Source organism: Curtobacterium pusillum, assembly GCF_007673235.1.
Classification (GTDB): domain Bacteria; phylum Actinomycetota; class Actinomycetes; order Actinomycetales; family Microbacteriaceae; genus Curtobacterium; species Curtobacterium pusillum_C.
In genome coordinates this window covers 209819-225464 of record NZ_VDZH01000001.1, presented here as the reverse complement: position 1 = coordinate 225464, position 15646 = coordinate 209819, and the positions used below count along the sequence as shown (strand labels likewise).

The 15646-nt window shown below is 69.9% G+C and carries 11 protein-coding genes; all 11 read right to left on the bottom strand.

The window, feature by feature from the left end; translation table 11 throughout:
• Positions 1–15 precede the first annotated feature (15 nt).
• On the bottom strand, positions 16–5859 hold the full coding sequence (locus tag FS532_RS01035; RefSeq protein ID WP_144749567.1) for an Ig-like domain-containing protein: 5844 nt from the start codon (positions 5857–5859) through the stop codon (positions 16–18).
• Entirely contained in the window at positions 5856–7268 is a 1413-nt protein-coding gene (locus FS532_RS01030) for a serine/threonine-protein kinase (RefSeq protein WP_144749565.1), read from the bottom strand. Before FS532_RS01030 ends, FS532_RS01035 begins: the two co-directional genes overlap by 4 nt.
• A gap of 133 nt (positions 7269–7401) precedes the next feature.
• A complete protein-coding gene (locus FS532_RS01025) occupies positions 7402–8223 on the bottom strand; it encodes a PP2C family protein-serine/threonine phosphatase (RefSeq protein ID WP_260852478.1) in 822 nt (273 codons plus the stop codon).
• A 3-nt stretch (positions 8224–8226) separates the two neighbouring features.
• On the bottom strand, positions 8227–8958 hold the full coding sequence (locus FS532_RS01020) for a hypothetical protein (RefSeq protein WP_144749563.1): 732 nt from the start codon (positions 8956–8958) through the stop codon (positions 8227–8229).
• A gap of 55 nt (positions 8959–9013) precedes the next feature.
• A complete protein-coding gene (locus FS532_RS01015; protein ID WP_144749561.1) occupies positions 9014–9571 on the bottom strand; it encodes a hypothetical protein in 558 nt (185 codons plus the stop codon).
• Positions 9572–9674: 103 nt separating this feature from the next.
• On the bottom strand, positions 9675–10439 hold the full coding sequence (locus FS532_RS01010; RefSeq protein ID WP_144749559.1) for a YaaA family protein: 765 nt from the start codon (positions 10437–10439) through the stop codon (positions 9675–9677).
• A gap of 5 nt (positions 10440–10444) precedes the next feature.
• The gene (locus FS532_RS01005; protein ID WP_022905458.1) at positions 10445–10708 is read right to left on the bottom strand and encodes a F0F1 ATP synthase subunit epsilon; all 264 of its coding nucleotides are present in this window, start codon (positions 10706–10708) and stop codon (positions 10445–10447) included.
• A 1-nt stretch (position 10709) separates the two neighbouring features.
• Positions 10710–12164, bottom strand: a complete 1455-nt coding sequence (gene atpD, locus FS532_RS01000) for a F0F1 ATP synthase subunit beta (protein WP_022905457.1) — start codon at positions 12162–12164, stop codon at positions 10710–10712.
• A gap of 47 nt (positions 12165–12211) precedes the next feature.
• A complete protein-coding gene (locus tag FS532_RS00995; protein ID WP_079236203.1) occupies positions 12212–13114 on the bottom strand; it encodes a F0F1 ATP synthase subunit gamma in 903 nt (300 codons plus the stop codon).
• On the bottom strand, positions 13115–14743 hold the full coding sequence (atpA, locus tag FS532_RS00990; RefSeq protein WP_144749556.1) for a F0F1 ATP synthase subunit alpha: 1629 nt from the start codon (positions 14741–14743) through the stop codon (positions 13115–13117).
• Positions 14744–14850: 107 nt separating this feature from the next.
• The gene (locus tag FS532_RS00985; RefSeq protein ID WP_144749554.1) at positions 14851–15645 is read right to left on the bottom strand and encodes a F0F1 ATP synthase subunit delta; all 795 of its coding nucleotides are present in this window, start codon (positions 15643–15645) and stop codon (positions 14851–14853) included.
• Between the last annotated feature and the right edge of the window lies 1 nt (position 15646).

Genomic DNA, 15646 nt, shown 5'->3' with positions numbered 1-15646 from the left:
CGGTGGTGTCGGTGCTCAGTTACCAGAAGGCGGGGCATCCGCGATGGACACCGAGCCCGCCAGATCACCGGTCGCGCTCAGCGCCGTGCCGTTGACCGTGACCCGCACCGACACCCTGACCGACTTGGCCGAGAAGAGGAGAGAGTCCGGCGGTGTTGGTCCGGTGCCGCCAGGTGACCAGGTACTCGTGACGACGGATGCATTGCCGTCGGCGTCGAACCACGTTGCGGTGTAGCTCTGCACCGCGATGTCCTGACCGCTGGGGCCCGAGACTTCGATCGCTGATCCCTGCTGCGCCTTCGAGATCGACCCGCTGGTGTCGACGGCTGCGCCCGTGAAGACGAAGGAGCTCGCGTCGGTGGTGCAGAACGAAGACCCCGGGCCTCCGCAGGCCCGCAACGTCAAGGAACTCACGACGTTCCGTGCACCGGAGCCGGGCACACCGGACCACGATTCGCCCGGAGCCAGGTCCTTCACCCCGCCGCCGGTTTCGAGCCTGTAGTGGTCCACCCGCTGATCCGGAGCTCTCACGCTGAGGTTGAACAGCGAACCGTCCCCGCCTGCCGGGACGAGCCCGACCGCTGCGTTCGGAGTGCTGCTCGGCCGCTCGTAGGTGACAGCCGTCGCGTAGGCGACATTGCAGAAGTAGCCGTTCGAGAACGTGACCGCGTACGTCGCTCCGCCCCCGTCGACTCCACGGTCAGTCGCGGGGCTGGAACTTCCGATCGAGCCGCCCGGGTTCGCCGAGCAGTCGACGTTCGACGACCGGAACACGTTGTAGCTGGAGGATGGGCCGCCTGCGCTCTCGGCCGCGTTCCAGGTGATCGAGACGATCGACTTGCCGTTCTCGTCCGCTTGGGCACCGGACACAGCGGAGACGTTCGCTGGCTTGCCAGGAACCCCGACCGCAGATCCGGTGGCTGCTCCGGAGTTCCACTGAACCACCGTGCCGTTGCGGTCCGCACCGTTGCGGGCCGACACGGTCACCGTGTACTGCGCCGCGCTCTGGGCGCCGGTGAACGACGTGCTCGTGGCCGTCCCGGTGTTCTTCGAGGTAGATAGCCCAGGACCCTCGATCGACACGACGTAGTTGTCGACCGCCGTGCCGTTGTTCGGCGCGTCGACCCGGTTCCAGTTCACGTCGAGCTGGTTCGGGGTGCTCTTGCTCGGCGAGACGGTGATCCCGGTCGGCGGAGCCGGCACGAAGTCGGCACTGATCGGTGCCGAGTTCGGCGAGGCCGCGGAGTCACCGATCGCGTTCTTCGCGACCACCGAGAACTGGTACGACGACTTCGGGTCGAGGCCCGTGATGGTGCAGACCGTCGCGGTGCCGCAGTCCTTCGCGACGCCGTTCGTGCCCTGCAGTCGGTACCCCGTGATGGGCGAGTTGTTCGCCTGCGGGGTCGACCAGGTCAGCGTGGCCTGACCGCCCTCGTACGACCCGGTGCGGGTCGGGGCACCGGGTGCGTCCGGGACGTCCTGCACCGAGATCGTCACGTCGCCCCACACGTACCGGTCCGGATCGTCGGTGGCGTCGGCGACCTGGTACTGCAGGTGCGTGTCGACGGGCTTGGCGTTCGCGGACACGCTCACCTGCAGACGGGACTTGTCCGCGCTCGGGGTGACCGTCACGCCGCCGGGCAGCCCGCCGGAGAGCCCACGGATGTTCACGACGCGCAGTCGCTGCTCGGGGAACGGGTTCGTCGGCTGGTCGTTGGCGAGCACGTCGATGGTCGTCGTCTCGCCGCGCTTCGTGACCGACTTGTCGGCACCGGGTTGGACGAGCGGTCGGGTGGATGCGACCACGTCGACGTTCACGACGCCGCTCCGGCCCTGGTTCGCGTCGTCGGCGACGCCGATGCCGATGGCGGCCGTGGTGTTCTTCTTCGCGGTGTCGGCGACCTTGACGGTCAGCTTCTGCCCGGAGATCGTGGCGGTCGTGCCGTCCGAGGGCTTGCTGACGACCGAGTAGCGGAGCTCCGGCAGGTCCTTCGGGTACGGGTAGTCGGTGAGCTTGGTGAGGTCGATCGTGCGCGACTCCCCCGGCTGCATGTCCACCGCGGAGCCGGTGAACGCGGGCGGCTGGTTCGACCGGGGCGTCACCTTGATCGGCAGCACGAGCGTCGCGACGCGACCCTTCCCGCCGTTCGCGTTCGATCCGTCGGTGACCTCGAACGAGATCGAGGCGTTGCCGTAGTAGAGCTTCGACGAGGTGAACTGCAGGTTCGACGAATCGACGACGAGGTCCTGCCCGTTGGCGTGCGTCGCCTTCACGGTGCCGTCGTCCGTGATCTTCGCCGTCTGGCCGTTCGCCGTCACCACGTACTTCGACAGCGGGATCCGGACGGTGGCCTCGCTCTTGACGGTGATCGCGCCGGCCGTCCGGTTGACCTGGGGCAGCGCGTCGTCGAAGCCGGGCACGTGGATGAAACCGTAGGACACGATGTCCGGGTGGTCGATCCGAGCGACCGAGAACGGGATCACCTGCGAGTCGTCGGTCAGGCGGACGACGATCCGCTGGTCGTCGGTGGTGCGCGCGGTGTCGCCGTAGCCGTCCACGACACCGACCTTCAGGTCGGCCGTGGTGCCCTCGGCGAAGAACACGTTGTCGAGCACGTCGACGGTGACGCTCTGCCGGTGCAGGATGTCCTGCAGGTCGAGCGTCGTGTCGTCGACCTCGGGCCGCAGTGGTTGTGCGTCCGGGTCGACCGTGACGGTGAGGAACGCGGTGCTGGCTCCGCCGTTCTCGTTCGCGACCGTGTACAAGACGGCGTAGTCACCGTTCTTGGCGGTCTTGGGCGGGGTGACTCGGATCTGCTGCTTCTGCAGGACCTTCGCCGTGACGTCCTTCGCCGTGGGCTCCGCCGCGGTGACGGTCAGCTGACCGCCCTCGGGGTCGGAGTCGTTCTGCAGGACGCGGACGGTGACGGAGCCGCCGGGTCGGATGGTGACGTGGTCGGCCTCGGCGACGGGGTTCGACGCCTGTTCGGCACGCGGGGCGATCCCGACGCGCACGGTGCCGGTGGCGCGGGCGCCGAGGGCATCGACGACCGTGTAGGTGAACTCGTCGGTCCCGGCCGAGTAGTCGCCGGCCTCGTAGGTCAGGGAGTCGGACGCCACGTCGCTCACCGAGCCCTTGTCCGGGTTGGACGCGACGCCGACGAGCTGCACCGAGTCGCCGTCGGGGTCGATGCCGTTCAGGGGGATCGACACCCGGACCGACTGCCCGGCGACGACACGCGCGGTGACGGTCTGCGGGACGGGCGGGTTGTTCGTCGCTGCGTCCTGCTCCCGCACCGAGATGGAGACGGTGGCGTCGGCGTACTGCCCGTCCGGTCCGGCGACGCGGTACACGGCCGTGTAGCTGCCCGGCGTGTTCGGCGCGAGGTAGCGGAGGTGGTCGCCCGAGGCGAAGAGCAGCCCGCCGTCGCCCGGGACGTTCTGCACGAGCTCGGGCTGCAGTGTGAGCGGTTCGCCCTCGGGCTGGGTGTCGTTCGCGAGCACGTCGATGTTGGCGACGTCGCCGACCCGCACGGTCGCGGTGTCGGGCTGGGCGACCGGCGGCTGGATGCGGTCCGGCTTCGGGATCTCGACGACGGTGATCGTCCCGGTCGCCGAGGCGAGCCCGTTGGTCTCGGTGTACCCGAACGACACGGGTCCGTCGAGCGGCGCGGTGAGCGTGACGCGGACGGTGTGCTGGTCGAGGATGCTCGCCTGCACGCCGGACCCTCGCTCCGGCCCGGTCAGCGCGGTCACCAGGAGCACGCCGCCAGCGGGGTCGATGTCCGTCGCGGTGACGTCCGTGTCCTTCGTGGACAGGGTGTTGACGAACACGGTCTTCGGTGTGGTGATCGGCGCGGTCGACGCGTCCGGTGGCGCGAGGATCGTGATCCGCACGACGCCGCTGGTCGTCTTCGTGCCGTCCGTGACGGTGTACTCGAGCTGGTGGTCGCCGGCGCTGGTCCCGAGCACGCGGAAGGTGCCGGCGTCGTAGCTCGGTGTGACGGTCAGCCCCGAGGCCGAGGAGACGCTCGTCAACGTGACGGTGCCGTTGCCGCCGCGCACGTGGTCGAGCGGGTCGACGCTGAAGGCCTTGCCGGCGTACCCCTGCACCGGGAAGGGATCGGCGTACAGGGGCACGCTCCCCTGCTTCGCGACGTGGACCGTGACCGACCCACGGCCGTCGTCACGGCCATCGCTGACGACGAGCTGCACGGCGCGGTCGCCCGTCCGACCGCTGGCGTTGCGGTAGTCGAGGAGACCGTCCGGCGTGGTCGACACCCGGTCGCCGTCGGCCGCCGTCGCCGACTTCAGGTACACGGGGTCCCCGTCGGGGTCCACCCAGTCGCCGAGCACGTTCGTGACGACGTGGCCGTTCTGTACCACGTCCGCCGACGTGTCCCGCGCCTGCCGCGGCGGGTCGTTCGCCGAGTCGGGACGGACGGTGACCTTCACGGTCGCCGTGTCCGATCCGCCGTTGCCGTCCGTGATCGTGTACGGGAACGACACCGTGCCGCTGGCGCGTGCCGCCAGCGTGATCTGCAAGCGCTGGCCGTCGCCGACGATCGCGACGTCGCCGACGGCGTCGTCGACCGTGCCGACCTCGCTGATGACGATCGGGTCGCCGTTCGGGTCGTAGTCGTTGAGCAGGACCGGGAGGCTCGTGGTGCGTCCCGGACGAGCGCCCAGGTCGTCGTCGACCGCGACCGGCGGCTTCTGGTCCTTCTCGACCTCCGGGTCGTCGTCGGACACCTGCTCCTGCTGCTGGTCGTCGTCCTTCTTGATGAGGTCGGACCAGTTGTCGATCAGCTGACCGCTGCGGTCGATCGCCCAGGAGCGACCGCTCTGCGGGTCGTTCGCGACGACCGTCTCGCCGTTGTGCAGGATCTGGAGGTCGCTCGTGCCCGCCGTGCTGGCCAACCGCTGGAGCGCGCTGCCACGGCAGGTGTCGATCGCCTGCCCACCGGCCCACGCGGCGTAGGTGCAGGACCCGACGACGGTCGGCCGGGCCGCCCGACCGGACACCCGGAGGGCGGTCGCGTCGACGTTGCCCGACGCGGAGACGCGGACGAGCCCCGCTGTCCCCGCGACGACGACCTCGGAGCCGTCGTCCGTGGACCGCTGGAGCGAGGGGGACGTCCCGACGCGGTCGCCGAGGTCCACCGTGTCACCGTCGACGGACACTTCGCCCGAAGTCCGGTCGAGCACCGCGACGTGGTCCCCGAACGACGCGACCTGGAAGTCGTCGGCGCGGTCCATCTTGACGGTCCAGCGCTCGGCCACCGTCAGGGTCGTGCCGACGTCGACGAGCGACGCAGTGCCGGTCTTCGGGGAGTAGACCGCGACGTGCTTGTCGGAGGCGTCGAAGACCGCGTCGGCGCCGAGTGTGAGGTCTGCCTTCGTCGACGCGTCGAACTCGCCGAGGTCCTTCGCCGGCGTCGCCCACAGCTCCCCGGTGTCGCCGTTGCCGATGACCGCTGTGGAGCCCGCGAAGAACACCTGCGGCGAACCGGCGGGCAGGGTCACCGGGTCGGCGACGGTGGCGTCGGCGACGTCGACCTTCGCCACGGTCCCCTTCGTGGCGTCGACGCTGTACACGGTGGAGCCACGCTGCAGGACGGAGAGGCTGTCGCTCGCGGTCTCGACGGCGGTGTTGAGCTGCAGGACGCCGGTGTTGGCGCGACCGACCGCGCCGTACTCGGCCGACGGCACCCAGACGGTGCCGTCGCCGAGGTCGACGCGCTGGGTGTGGTACCCGGTGGAGGCGACGGCGGCGGTCGCGACGACCGCGCAGACGACGATGGACGCAGCGACGGTCACCGCGGCCGAACGGTGCTTGGCGAGGAGCGCGCGGATCACCCGGCGCTCCCGATCGTGGCGCACTTCTGGGCGCTGGCCACGCCGGTCTTGCCGTCCCGGTTGACCGCGACGGCGATGCACTCCTCGTCGCCCTTCTTCCCGGAGACGACGAAACGGGCGCCGGTCTGCTGGCTGGCTGCGCCGTTCGACGAGATGACGTAGGTGTCGCCGTTGCGGAGTCCCGGGTCGTCCCAGGTGAACGTGACGGAGGACGCGGTCGATGCGGCCTGGACGTCCGACACGACGGGGATGGCTCCGCTGCCCAGGCGTCCGACGACCACCACGGTGGCGATGGCCAGCGCCGCGACGACGACCACCGCGAGGGACGTCGCCCACACCAGGGTGGAACGGGACCGACGTCGGGCGCGGGTGACGGACCCGGTGCGGTGCACGGTGCCGACGCTCTGCGACGCAGCAGCCGACGATCCGCCCTGGACCGCCTTGCGGGTCCGGCGCCGAGCCCCCACACGCGTCGGTGGCTGGAGCTCCCGGATCATCGTGCGGTCGCCGTCCGGCGTCGGGGTCGCGACGGCCCACGCCTCGACCGCGACGTCGGCCGCGGTCTGGGGGATGCCGAGCTCGGCTTCGACCTGCTGGAACCCGCGGACGAGTTCCATCACGGTCGACGGTCGACCGGCGACCTTGCGCGACATGGCCGCGGCGAGCAGGCGCTCGAGCGACGGCGGGACGTCGGTACGCCCCGTCGCCTTCACGCCACCCTTGTCGATGCGGCTCATCAGGTCGGCGGCGCCGTTCTTGCCACCGCGCACCTCGAAGGGGCTGCGGCCGGCGAGCAGCGAGAACACCGTTGCCGCCAGCGAGTACACCTCGGACTGGATGGTGCCGCGGGACTCGTCGATGAGCACCTCGGGCGCCGACCACGGGATGGACATGCCGACGGGCTCGTCGGGGTCCGTGCCGCCGATCGTCGCGGCGATGCCGAAGTCGGACAGGACGGGGTTGCCGTACGCCGTCAGCAGGATGTTCGACGGCTTGATGTCGCGGTGGAGCACGCCCTCGCGGTGCGCCGTCTCGAGTGCGGACCCGATGCGGATGCCGATCGACAGCACCTCGGACACCGGGATCGGCTCGCGGCGGTACCGCTCGCTGAGCGACGACGAGCACAGTTCCATGACCAGGTACGGACGCCCGTCGGACGCCACGCTCGCCTGGAACACCGTGAGGATCGACGGGTGCGTGCTGAGGCGGGCCATCAGGTTCGCCTCGGCCTGGAACATCTGGCGGACGCGGTCGTCGACGACCTCGTCGAGGAGCACCTTCACGGCGACCTGGCGTCGCGGCATGTCCTGTTCGTACAGGAACACGTCGGCGAACCCGCCCGACCCGAGGACGTGCACTGGGCTGAACCCGGGGATCACGGGTGGCGTGGACGGCAGGCGTCTCGCCATCGTGCCCTCCTCCCCGGCCGAGCGGCCAGCTCTCTCGTCACGGCCCTGCCATTGTACGAACCGTGGGTGACCGACATTCCGCACACCGCATCGGGCAGCGGGTCGGCACTCCCCCAGTTCGGGGGGGGCACCCTCAGTGGCGCGGCAGCGTGTCTTCCACGTCGCCGTCGTCCGGTGCGTCGTCGACCTGCAGGACGACGACCGTCACGTTGTCCCGGCCGCCGGCGACCACCGCGTCGCCCACCAGGCGTTCGGCCAGGCCCTGGGCACTCGGCTCGCGCGCGGCGATGCGACCGATCCCGCCGTCACCGAGTTCCTTGGTCAGACCGTCCGAGCAGACGATGTAGCGGTCGCCGGCACGCAGCGGCAGCGTCCACCAGTCCGGCTCCGGCGGCTCGCCGAAGCCCACGGCACGCGTGATGACGTTGCTGTCCGGATGGCGTTCGGCGTCCTCCGCCCGCAGCAGCCCGGCGTCCACCATCTCCTGCACGACCGAGTGGTCGACCGTCACACGACGGAGCACGCCGTCCTCGATCCGGTACGTCCGCGAGTCGCCGACGTTGAAGACGAGGGCGGCCGGCTGACCGTGGGACGCGACGAGGGCGATCCCCGTGACGGTGGTCCCCGCGCCGATCGCGTTGCCGCCGGCGGCGCGCTCGATGTCGGCCGTCGCGAGCAGGAGCGCCCGCTGGATGGCCTGCCGCGACGAGAAGTCGCTCTCGGTCGCCTGCTCGAGGCGACGGACGACGGCATCGCTGGCACGGTCGCCCGCGAGGTGTCCGCCCATCCCGTCGGCGACGACGAAGAACGGCGCCCCCACGATGTAGCTGTCCTCGTTGTGGTCACGACGGCGGCCGACGTCGGTCGCCGCTCCCCACGACAGCGTCAGGGTGGCACCGTCGGCACCGGGGACGTCGATGGCGTGCGCAGTCGCTGCTCGGCCGAGTTCGGTCACGTTTCAGGATCGCTCTCTGGGGGTTCGGGGCGTGCCGGCTGGTGGATCGGACGGCCACGTGGGAAGTGGCGGGAGGTCCCCCGCCGTCGGTGCGACCCGGTGGTACGGCGAGAGGACCTCGATGACGTTGCCGTCACCGATTTCGACAACCGTACCCGTCAGGACGACGTTCGAGGCACCGGACGGCATCCGGAACGGCGCTGCGCCGGCTGGTCGCACCACCGTCCCGTTGGTCGACCGGAGGTCGTCGACGACCGTCGCCTCCCCTTCGGCGTGCACGAGCACGTGCGAGGAGGACACCTGACCGGCCGCCGACGGCACCGTCACGAGTTCCGGTGTCGCGCCGCGCAGGATCCGCGGCAGCGTGGGTCGCCGCCCGACGATCACGGGGCGGTCGAGGCGGAGGACGCGGTCACCGATCCGGATCGAGGGCACCCTGGTCTGCGGTGCGGCTGGGTCGGCCTGGAGGCGCGGCTCGGCTCCGACGGACGCGGTCGCGCCGTCGTCCGGTCGCGTCGGCGCGCGCACGACCGTGTCGTCGAGCGCGTCGTCGGTCGGGCGCGGCGCGGCGACCGGGCGGATCACGGTGTCGTCGTCCGCACCGATGTCCAGCCGGCCGGGGACCGTCGGGGCGGCACGGATGACCGTGTCGTCGAGGGCGTCGCCCACCCGGTCACCGGAGGGCTGCACCCGCGGTCGCCGGATGACGGTGTCGTCGATGTCGTCGTCGCGCAACCGAGCCCTCCAAGCGTGGTCGCACACCACCGTAGACGATCCTGTCCCCCGGTCGTCATCGGCGCTCCCACACCGGCCCGCTCCCGGCTCGGACCGAGCGCAGGACGACCGCCGCGAGCGGGTCGCTCGAACAGGTGTCGAGCGCGTGCTGCGCGCGGGTCTGCGCACGAGCGGTCGACCCGAGTGCCCACGAGCACCACGAGGCGATCGCGAGGGCACCGGCTGCGCCCGTCGCGGTGTCCGCCGACGGGTCCTCGGTCCGCCACCGCTGCCAGGCTTCCGCGCACCGGTCTCCTGCGATCCGCACCCGGGCCCGGTCCGGCTCCGGCCCCCAGCCACGCAGCGCCGGCGGGGTCTCGTCGTGGAAGGGGTCGAACGCGACGATGCCACGCGGCTCGGGTTCATCCCGCGCCGCGAGGAAGTCGATCAGCGCGAAGCGGGGCGCGAGCGCCCCGCAGGCGGTCACCACCGCGATCGCGGCGGTGCGCGGCAGCGGCCCCGCGCCGGGCGCGACGAGCGCCGCGCACGCTGCCGGGAGTGTGACCGCTGCTGCGATCTCACGCGGGTAGCGCACTGCGGCTTCGTCGAGGGTTCGTGTCGTCAGGGGGATCATGTCGACATCGAAACGCACACCGCGCCTCCATGCAGGCCCGCGGCGGCCGCCTGTGGAAGGCGACCCGCCCCACCCGATCTGTGGAGGAACGAGTCGGCGGGCGTCAGACCGAGGCGGGTTCGAGGCTCTCGGCCACGAGGTCCCACCCTCCTGCATGCTGTTCGAAGACCACGCCGTGCTCCGACGCCCACTCGACGAGCTCCGCCATCGACGAAACCGCTGCACCGGAACGGCCGAGCAACGCCACCAGGCGGCCCTTCGCGGTCTTGTTCCAGTGGTTCAGGGCCTTCCGGCGCCCGATGCCGTCCACGCTCACCACGCGCGGCGCGACGGCATGGGACACCGGACCGAGCTGCTGGTACCCCTCGGACCGGAGATCCAGCACGAGGCCACCTTCGGTGCGCTCAGCGAGCACGCGCGCCGAGACCCCCGGCCAGTGCGAGGCCAGACGGATGCTGCCGAGCCGCGAGTCGTGCGAGAGCCGATAGGCCGGGATCGGGTCGCCGCCGCCGAGGGGGCCGAACATCGCGGACTGCACCACGACGTGGTCGAACCACCACGCACGGGTCGCGGCGTCCGCGTCGAGCGCTCCGAGCGGGTCGTAGAGCACCCCGGTGTACCGGTCGATCGCCGGCATCGTGCCCGAGGTGTCGAGTGCGAGGTTGCGGAACCGCTCCTCGATCGACTTCGGGCCGAGCTTCAACGCCGTCCGGGCAGAGGACTCCTCAGAACTGACGGAACGGGCCGCGGTGATCACCGCGGCCCGTTCTGCAGCCAGTTCCGGGAACGACAGCGCACGCAGGTCGAGCGTGCGGTCCGTGTCCCCACCCTCCCGCTTCGTCTCCGAAGGCGGGAGGAGGACGGTCAGTCCGGTCAGGACGCCAGCGCGGCCTGCCGCGCCACGATCGTGACCGTGTCGTGCTCGACCGACAGGAAGCCGTCCTCGGCGTCCGCCGCCACCGTCGAGCCGTCGGCTCGGGTGATGCGGACCTGACCCTGTGCGAGGGTCGCGAGCAGCGGCTCGTGTCCCGCGAGGATACCGATCTGGCCCTCCGTCGTGCGAGCGACGACCATGGTGGCGTCTCCCGACCAGACCTCGCGGTCGGCCGAGACGACGCTCACGGTGAGTGCCGCCATGTCAGCGGTTCTCCTTCTGGATCTGCGCCCACTTCTCTTCGACGTCGTTGATGCCACCGACGTTGAAGAAGGCCTGCACGGCCACGTGGTCGAACTCGCCGTCGGCGATCGCGCGGAAGGACTCGATCGTGTCCTTGAGCGGGACCGTCGAACCCTCGACACCCGTGAACTTCTTGGCCATGTAGGTGTTCTGCGAGAGGAACTGCTGGATACGACGAGCGCGCTCGACCGTGATCTTGTCCTCTTCGGAGAGCTCGTCGACACCGAGGATGGCGATGATCTCCTGCAGTTCCTTGTTCTTCTGGAGGATCTGCTTGACGCGCGTCGCCGTCTCGTAGTGGTCGGCGCCCAGGTACCGGGGGTCCATGATCCGCGACGTGGAGGTCAGCGGGTCGATGGCCGGGTAGAGACCCTGCGACGCGATCTCACGGGAGAGCTCGGTCGTGGCGTCGAGGTGCGCGAACGTGGTCGCCGGAGCCGGGTCGGTGTAGTCGTCGGCCGGCACGTAGATCGCCTGCAGCGAGGTGATCGAGTGACCACGCGTCGAGGTGATGCGCTCCTGGAGCACACCCATCTCGTCGGCGAGGTTGGGCTGGTAGCCCACCGCGGACGGCATGCGACCGAGCAGCGTGGAGACCTCGGAACCTGCCTGCGTGAAGCGGAAGATGTTGTCGATGAAGAGGAGCACGTCCTGCTTCTGGACATCGCGGAAGTACTCCGCCATCGTCAGCGCCGACAGGGCCACGCGCAGACGCGTTCCCGGCGGCTCGTCCATCTGGCCGAACACGAGGGCGGTCTTGTCGAAGACGCCCGCCTCTTCCATCTCGCCGATGAGGTCGTTGCCCTCACGGGTGCGCTCGCCGACACCGGCGAACACCGACACACCACCGTGGTCCTGCGCGACGCGCTGGATCATCTCCTGGATGAGGACCGTCTTGCCGACGCCCGCACCACCGAAGAGGCCGATCTTGCCACCCTGCACGTACGGCGTGAGGAGGTCGATCGACTTGATGCCGGTCTCGAACATGGAGGTCTTCGACTCGAGCTGGTCGAAGGCCGGGGCCTTACGGTGGATCGGCCAGCGCTCGGTGATCTCGAGCTTCTCGTCGGTGTTGAGCACGTTGCCCAGCACGTCGAAGACCTTGCCCTTGGTGACGTCGCCGACGGGGACCGAGATCGGAGCGCCCGAGTCACGGACCTCCTGGCCACGGACCAGACCGTCGGTCGGCTTCAGGGAGATGGCGCGGACGAGGTCGTCGCCGAGGTGCTGCGCGACCTCGAGGCCGATCTCCTGCGACGAGTCACCGATGGTGATGGTCGTGAACAGGAGGTTGTACATCTCGGGGATGGCGTCGTGCGGGAACTCGATGTCGACGACGGGGCCCGTGACACGGGCGATCCGGCCGACACCGGGCGCCGACGACGTCTCGACCGCGGTGGTTGCGGTGTCGGTCATGGCTGGTGCCTTCCTGAGGGTGGGTAACTGTCCGCGAACGACGCGGACTACTTCTTCTTCGACGAGAGGGCGTCGGCGCCGCCGACGATCTCGGAGATCTGCTGGGTGATCTCGGCCTGTCGGGCGTTGTTCGCGAGACGCGTGAAGTCGCGGATCAGCGAGTCGGCGTTGTCGCTCGCCGCCTTCATCGCCTTCTGACGGGCGGCGTGCTCGGAGGCAGCCGACTGCAGCATGGCGTTGAAGATGCGGCTCTCGATGTAGACCGGGAGCAGTGCGTCGAGCACCGCGTCCGCATCCGGCTCGAACTCGTACAGCGGCAGCGGCTCGTCGTTCGACGGTGCCTCGACACCCTCGACGACCTCGAGCGGGAGCAGCCGGACGACCTGCGGCTCCTGCGTGGCGAGGCTCAGGAAGCGGTTGAAGACGATGTGGATCTCGTCCACGCCGCCCTCCGCCGTGTCCTGGAGGAACTTCGCCACGACGGCGTCGCCGATCTCCTTCGCCGTCGAGAACTCCGGCTGGTCGGTGTTGCCGACCCACTGCTGCTCCGACGCACGCTCACGGAACGCGAAGTACCCGACGGACTTGCGCCCGACCAGGTAGAACACGACGTCCTTGCCCTCGCTGCGGAGCAGGGAGGCGAGCTCCTCGCCCTGCTTGAGGACGTTGGTGCTGAACGCGCCGTTGAGACCGCGGTCCGACGTGAACAGCACGACAGCTGCCCGCGTCGACGACTCCGGCTCGGTGGTGAGGACGTGGTCGACGTTCGAGAACGTCGCCACGGCCGACACCGCACGTGTCACGGCCCGCGAGTACGGACCCGACGCGGCCATGCGGGCCTGCGCCTTCTGGATCCGCGACGCCGAGATCAACTCCATGGCGCGCGTGACCTTCTTCGTGGTCTTCGCGGACTTGATTCGCTGTCGGTAGACCCGGACCTGCGCTGCCATCTAGCGACGACCCTTGACGATCTGCTCCTGGTCGACGTCCTCGGCCGAAGCGGCCTCGAACTGCTCGGACCCGAGCGTCTTGCCGTCGCTCGTCTGGAAGCCCTTCTTGAACGCGTCGATCTGCGAACCGAGCTCGGCGACGGTCTCGTCGCTCAGCTGGTTCGTCTCACGCAGCGTGGTCAGGACCTCCGAGTTGCGGCGGAGGTGCTCGAGCAGCTCCGACTCGAAGCGCAGGACGTCGGCCACGGGGACCTCGTCGAGCTTGCCGTTCGTGCCGGCCCAGATCGAGACGACCTGCTCCTCGACCGGGTACGGCGAGTACTGCGGCTGCTTGAGGAGCTCGGTCAGACGCGCACCGCGCTCGAGCTGACGACGCGACGCCTGGTCGAGGTCGGACGCGAACATCGCGAACGCCTCGAGCGAGCGGTACTGCGCGAGCTCGAGCTTCAGCGTGCCGGAGACCTTCTTGATCGACTTGACCTGCGCGTCACCACCGACTCGGGACACCGAGATGCCCACGTCGACGGCCGGACGCTGGTTCGCGTTGAACAGGTCCGACTGCAGGAAGATCTGACCGTCGGTGATGGAGATGACGTTGGTCGGGATGTACGCCGAGACGTCGTTCGCCTTGGTCTCGATGATCGGGAGACCCGTCATCGAACCGGCGCCGAGTTCGTCGGACAGCTTCGCGCAACGCTCCAGCAGACGGGAGTGCAGGTAGAAGACGTCACCCGGGTAGGCCTCGCGGCCCGGCGGACGACGCAGGAGGAGCGACACCGCACGGTAGGCCTCGGCCTGCTTCGACAGGTCATCGAAGATGATGAGGACGTGCTTGCCCTGGTACATCCAGTGCTGGCCGATGGCCGAACCGGTGTACGGGGCGAGGTACTTGAAGCCGGCCGGGTCGGAGGCCGGAGCGGCGACGATGGTCGTGTACTCCATCGCGCCGGCGTCCTCGAGCGCACCCTTGACGGAGGCGATCGTGGAGCCCTTCTGGCCGATGGCGACGTAGATGCAGCGGACCTGCTTGTTCTCGTCGCCCGACTCCCAGTTGGCCTTCTGGTTGATGATCGTGTCGATCGCGATGGCCGTCTTGCCGGTCTGGCGGTCGCCGATGATCAGCTGACGCTGACCGCGGCCGACGGGGATCATCGCGTCGATGGCCTTGATGCCGGTCTGGAGCGGCTCGTGCACCGACTTGCGGGACATGACGCCGGGAGCCTGGAGCTCGAGGGCACGACGACCCTCGGCCGGGATCTCGCCGAGACCGTCGATCGGTGCGCCGAGCGGGTCGACGACGCGACCGAGGAAGCCGTCGCCCACGGGGGCGGAGAGTACCTCGCCCGTGCGGGTGACTTCCTGGCCCTCTTCGACGCCGGCGAACTCGCCGAGCACGATGGCGCCGATCTCGTCTTCGTCGAGGTTCTGCGCGAGGCCGAGCGTGCCGTCCTCGAAGCGGATGAGCTCGTTCGCCATGACGCCGGGGAGGCCCTCGACGTGCGCGATGCCGTCGCCGGCGTCGATGACGTGCCCGACCTCGGCCGTGGAGGCCTTCGTCGGCTCGTAGTTCGAGACGAAGTCCTTCAGGGCATCACGGATCTCATCGGGGCTGATGGTGATGTCTGCCATGGGATTTTCCTTGTTGGTTTCCGGGGCCCTTCGGCTCCGAGAGGGTGACGCTGCTGACTTGAGCAGTTCCCGTTGTGGACTTGGGAGGAGCGGCTTCGACGGTACGCCTAGCCGGCGAGCTGGAGCCGGAGCTCCGAGAGCCGCGTGGACACGGTGCCGTCGATGACGTCGCCGCCGAGCTGCACCCGGACCCCGCCGACGACCGAGGGGTCGACCACGTGGTTGATGCTGATGTCCTTGCCGTACTTCTCGGACAGGCCGCGGGCGACGCGAGCCGCCTGACCGTCCGAGAGCAGAGCAGCGGTGATGACCGTCGCGACGAGCTTGCCCGCCTGGTCGGCCACGATGCGCGAGGCGTCGCGGACCAGTTCACCGATGCGACGGCCGCGGGGCTGCTGCACGAGGTGCGACAGGATCGCGATCGTCTGCGCCGAGACCTTGCCACCGAGCAGTCGCTCGACCAGTCCGCTCTTCTCCGACGGGCTGCCGAGCTTGGTGCCCAGCGCCAGTTCGAGGTCGGCGTCCGAACGGACGGCGGTCTCGAAGGAGAACAGTTCGGCCTCGATCGAGGTCCCCGACGGTGCCGTGGCGGCGACGGCGCGGATGCCCGCGTCCTCGATGCCGACGAGGAGGTCCTGGTGCGAGGACCAGCGCGAGCCGGCCACCGCGGTCAGGACCGCACGCGTCGCGGCCGACTGGCCGGCGAAGACGCGGTCGATGACGACCTTCTTGCCGGCCGGGTCGGCCGTCGGGTCGGACAGCAGACCGAGCAGCTGCGGCGCACCGGCGATCGCACGCCCTGCGGCGAGGATCTCGGCACCGACGGCGAGGTCGGCTGCACCGCCGAGGTCGGCGAGCACCGCCCTCGTGGACGCCAGTGCTTCTCTGGTGGCGCTGCGCATG